Genomic DNA, 3,496 nt, shown 5'->3' on the forward strand with positions numbered 1-3,496 from the left:
GGCCCGCTGCTGGACCCGGGCGCGCGGGCGGCGGTGACGGCCCTCTATCACACGCTGATCGCCGAAGGTGCCGACATCCTGGACCTGATGGCCGGCCCGCACAGCCACCTGCCGCCCGACCTTCCGCGCGGCACCGTCATCGGCATCGGGCTGGACCGCGCGGTCATGCAGGACAATGTGGACCTCACGCACCGGATCGTGCAGGACCTGAACGAAGACCCCACCCTGCCCCTGCCCGACGAGACGATGGACGTCGCCTGCCTCTGCGACGTCGTTCCCTATCTGCGCCACCCCCTGGTCACCCTCGCCGAAATCCTCCGCGTCCTGCGCCCCGGCGGCGTGGCGATCCTGACCTTCTCCGACCGGTTCCTCCCGCAGAAGGCCGTGGCGCTGTGGCAGGCGCTGGACCATGACGACCGGCGCCGGCTGCTGGACATGCTGCTGACCCGCGCCGGCTTTTCCGGCATCGACAGCGGCGAGGTCCAGCCTCCGTCGGACGACCCGTCCTGGCGCGACGCGGTCTATGCGGTCACCGCGCGGCGGCCCCACGCGGCCTGACCGCCCGCCTCCACGAAAGGCGAGTTGCACCCGGCGGCAAAAGAGACGATGTTCCCGGCTGGCCGAACCAACGGATAAAGGAGTACGCGGTCGATGCTGGACAGGATGCTGCGCGGGCTGACCCTCCCCTTCTGCCTGGCCGCGCTGGCCGCCCCCGTTCTCGCGGCCCCCATTCTCGCCGGCCCGGCCCTGGCCGATGACGAGGACGGCCCCAAGACCCCCTCGATGCACCAGATGGCCGCCAACCCGCCGGTCCCCCGCGCGCGCAAGGATTTCAGCCAGTTCCGCTACCGCCCGGCGGGCGACAAGGTGGTCGAGCAGTCCGACGCCAACCGCCTGCTGTTCTGGACGCCCGAAGGCACGCCCGACGGCTACGCCGAACGCAGGGGCGACGCCATCTTCTATTACGACCGTGCCGGCAAGGTCACCCGCGTCGATCCCGCCGATCCGGCGACGTACTGATCCAGACTCCGAACTCCGCGCTCAGAACTCGGCGCTCAGCGTGAAATGGCAGGTCCGCGGCAGGCCGGCCACCGCATTGTTGGTGGCGCTGCCGCCGCCATTGATGCTGCTGGGATAGACCGACGCCCAATAGCGCGCATCCGTCACGTTCTGCACGCCGAAGCGCACGACCATCGGGTAATGCGCGACGCGAAACGCATAGCGCGCGCCCAGGTCGAGCGTGACATAGGACCCCGCGAAACTGGTATTGGCGACATTGGCCGCACGACGCCCGGTGTAATGCACGTTCGCGTTCACCGCCAGGCCGTGCCCCGGCACCCCCGCGCCCAGCGGCAGGCGATAATCCAGTAATATATCGGCCTGGACCGGCGCCACCCCCACCACCTCCTTGTGGCTGGTGGCCGGCGTGCCGGTCGCGCCGAGCTGCGCGTCGATCCACGTCACGCCCCCCAGCACGGACAGGTCGGGCGTGACATAGCCGGCGGCCTGGAACTCGACGCCGTAATTGCGCTGCACGCCGAACGTGCCGAACAGACGCGTCGTCGGATCGGTAAAGGAATAGGGCCGGGTCATCCGGAAACCCGCCACGTTCATCTGTAATTTTCCGACCAGGATCTTGTATCCGACCTCGTATTCCTCGCTCTTCAGCGGGGCCAGGACCTGGTTCTGGTTGGTCGAACCCGCCGGCGCGGTATCCCCCTGCTGCAGGCTGCGCCCCCAGGTGAAATAGGCCGTCTGGTTCTTCGCCGGCTGGTAGATCAGGCTGGTCATCGGGCTGAACGCCGCATCCTTGTCATAGGCGCTGACGACATGGCCATGGATGTCGTTATTGACGATCGACATCCAGCCCCAGCCCAGCGTGCCCATGACCGACCAGTGACGGTCCAGATGCAGCGTATCGCCCAGGATCACCGTCTGCGTGCGCGTATAGGCCGATTCGTAAGTTCCGGAAAAATAGGGCTGGCGTCCGGGAAAAGAACGCGGATCGTCCAGGTTCGCCGTCCCCAGCACGAACGTCCCGTCGGCGCGGGTGGGGTTGTAGTTGCCCATCATATAGCCGTTGGTGCCGACCACCAGGTCGTGCCCGATCGACCAGGTGCGAACATGTCCGTTCAGATAGGCAAGGTTGCTGCCCACCTTGAAATTCTTCGCCGTCGTCGCCGCCGAAATCACCTGCTGGTACAGCCCCGCGCCGTTCAGCAGCCGATCGGTGTTCGCAAAGACCTGGCGATAGGCGTTCTGATACAGCCCGCCCAGGGTCAGCGACCAACCCTCGTTGAATTCATGCCGGATTTTCGCAAGCGCCGTGTTCGTCTCCATGTTGAAGCCCGCATAATCCTGCCCCAGATAAGGCTTGCTCAGGTCCGGCGCGGCCGGCAGCGGCACGGTCGCGGAATAGGCGAACCCGGGCGCCATGCCGCGCTCGGCATAGGTGTACTGGCTGGCATCGATTTCGATCACCGTCCGCTCGGACAGGCGGATATCGAAATCCCCGCTCACCAGGTTCCGGCGCAGCCAGCTCTTGTCGACATAGCCGGTCCCGTCGCCATGCAGCAGGTCGAGGCGATAGCCGAACCAGCCATTGCGCCCCGCCCGTCCGGACAGATCGGCATTTTCCATCACGGTGCCGATGGAATCCACCCCGATCGACAGGCGGTTGATCCTCTGCCCGGTCGGCCGCTTCAGCGTATAGGCAAAGGTGCCCGCCGGATTCTGCGGCCCGTACAGCGCGCCGGCCAGCCCGTTGAGGACCTGCAGATTGTCGAACTGCTCGGCCGCATAAGGGGTCGTCGTCACCGCGTTCAGCCCGTCGATGCGCATGTTCGACACTACGTCGGCCTCGAAGCCGCGGCTCTGCGGGCGGCTGGTATTCGGATCGCCGCGCTCCTCCAGTTGGACCGACGGCAGGTACTGCATCACATCATTGATGTTGCGCCCCTGCTGGTTGACGATCACGTCCTGCGGCACCGCCAGGATGGAAAAGGGCGCATCCAGCGTCCGCCGCGTGCCCAGCGGCCCCAGATCGGCCGTGGCCTTGTCATACGCGGCCTGCGTGCCGGCCGCCTGGCGACGCACCACCTGGACATGCTCGACATGCGGCCCCGCCCCGCGCTCATGCGCCCCGCTCTCATGCGCCTTGGGATCATGCACCTTCGCGTCATCCGCCGCCTCCGCCGCACGCCCGGCCCCGGCATGCCACGCATCCAGCGAAAATACCGAACAGACCAGCAAGATGCGCAAACCCGTACTCGTCCGGCCGACCATGTCGCAATCCATTTCCCGTGCGTGACGTTGCATCTCACTAACGAAGGGACGGCCGGATGTCTATATACGATGAAATATAGACAAGCGCGCCGCTATGGCGGAACGCGATCATACAGGTCCGAAATCGCGTCCTCCGACAGGATCGCCGCCGCCGGTCCGTCCGCCAGCACCCGCCCCCCGCGCAGCAGCACGGCGCGCGAGAACACCCGCG

Annotated in this window: 3 protein-coding genes; 2 read left to right on the forward strand and 1 reads right to left on the reverse strand. The window is 66.5% G+C overall.

What is annotated here, in order from left to right:
• Positions 1–558, forward strand: a 558-nt coding sequence (locus HUK84_RS12725) for a class I SAM-dependent methyltransferase (protein WP_246285653.1), incomplete at its 5' end; no start/stop codon positions are given.
• Positions 559–651: 93 nt separating this feature from the next.
• Complete coding sequence (locus HUK84_RS12730) at positions 652–1,020, forward strand: hypothetical protein (protein WP_176640628.1); 369 nt, start codon at positions 652–654, stop codon at positions 1,018–1,020.
• Between the two features lie 21 nt (positions 1,021–1,041).
• Here HUK84_RS12730 and HUK84_RS12735 read toward each other — a convergent pair whose 3' ends face one another.
• A complete protein-coding gene (locus HUK84_RS12735; RefSeq protein ID WP_176640629.1) occupies positions 1,042–3,285 on the reverse strand; it encodes a TonB-dependent receptor in 2,244 nt (747 codons plus the stop codon).
• Positions 3,286–3,496: the final 211 nt, after the last annotated feature.

Origin of the sequence: Nguyenibacter vanlangensis, assembly GCF_013376155.1 — a bacterium.
GTDB classification, from domain to species: Bacteria; Pseudomonadota; Alphaproteobacteria; order Acetobacterales; family Acetobacteraceae; genus Gluconacetobacter; species Gluconacetobacter vanlangensis.

Bases quoted from the DNA above. Each gene is read 5' to 3' on its own strand.
- HUK84_RS12730 (WP_176640628.1), top strand. From the start codon at position 652: ATGCTGGACAGGATGCTGCGCGGGCTGACCCTCCCCTTCTGCCTGGCC.
- HUK84_RS12735 (WP_176640629.1), bottom strand. From the start codon at position 3,285: ATGGTCGGCCGGACGAGTACGGGTTTGCGCATCTTGCTGGTCTGTTCG.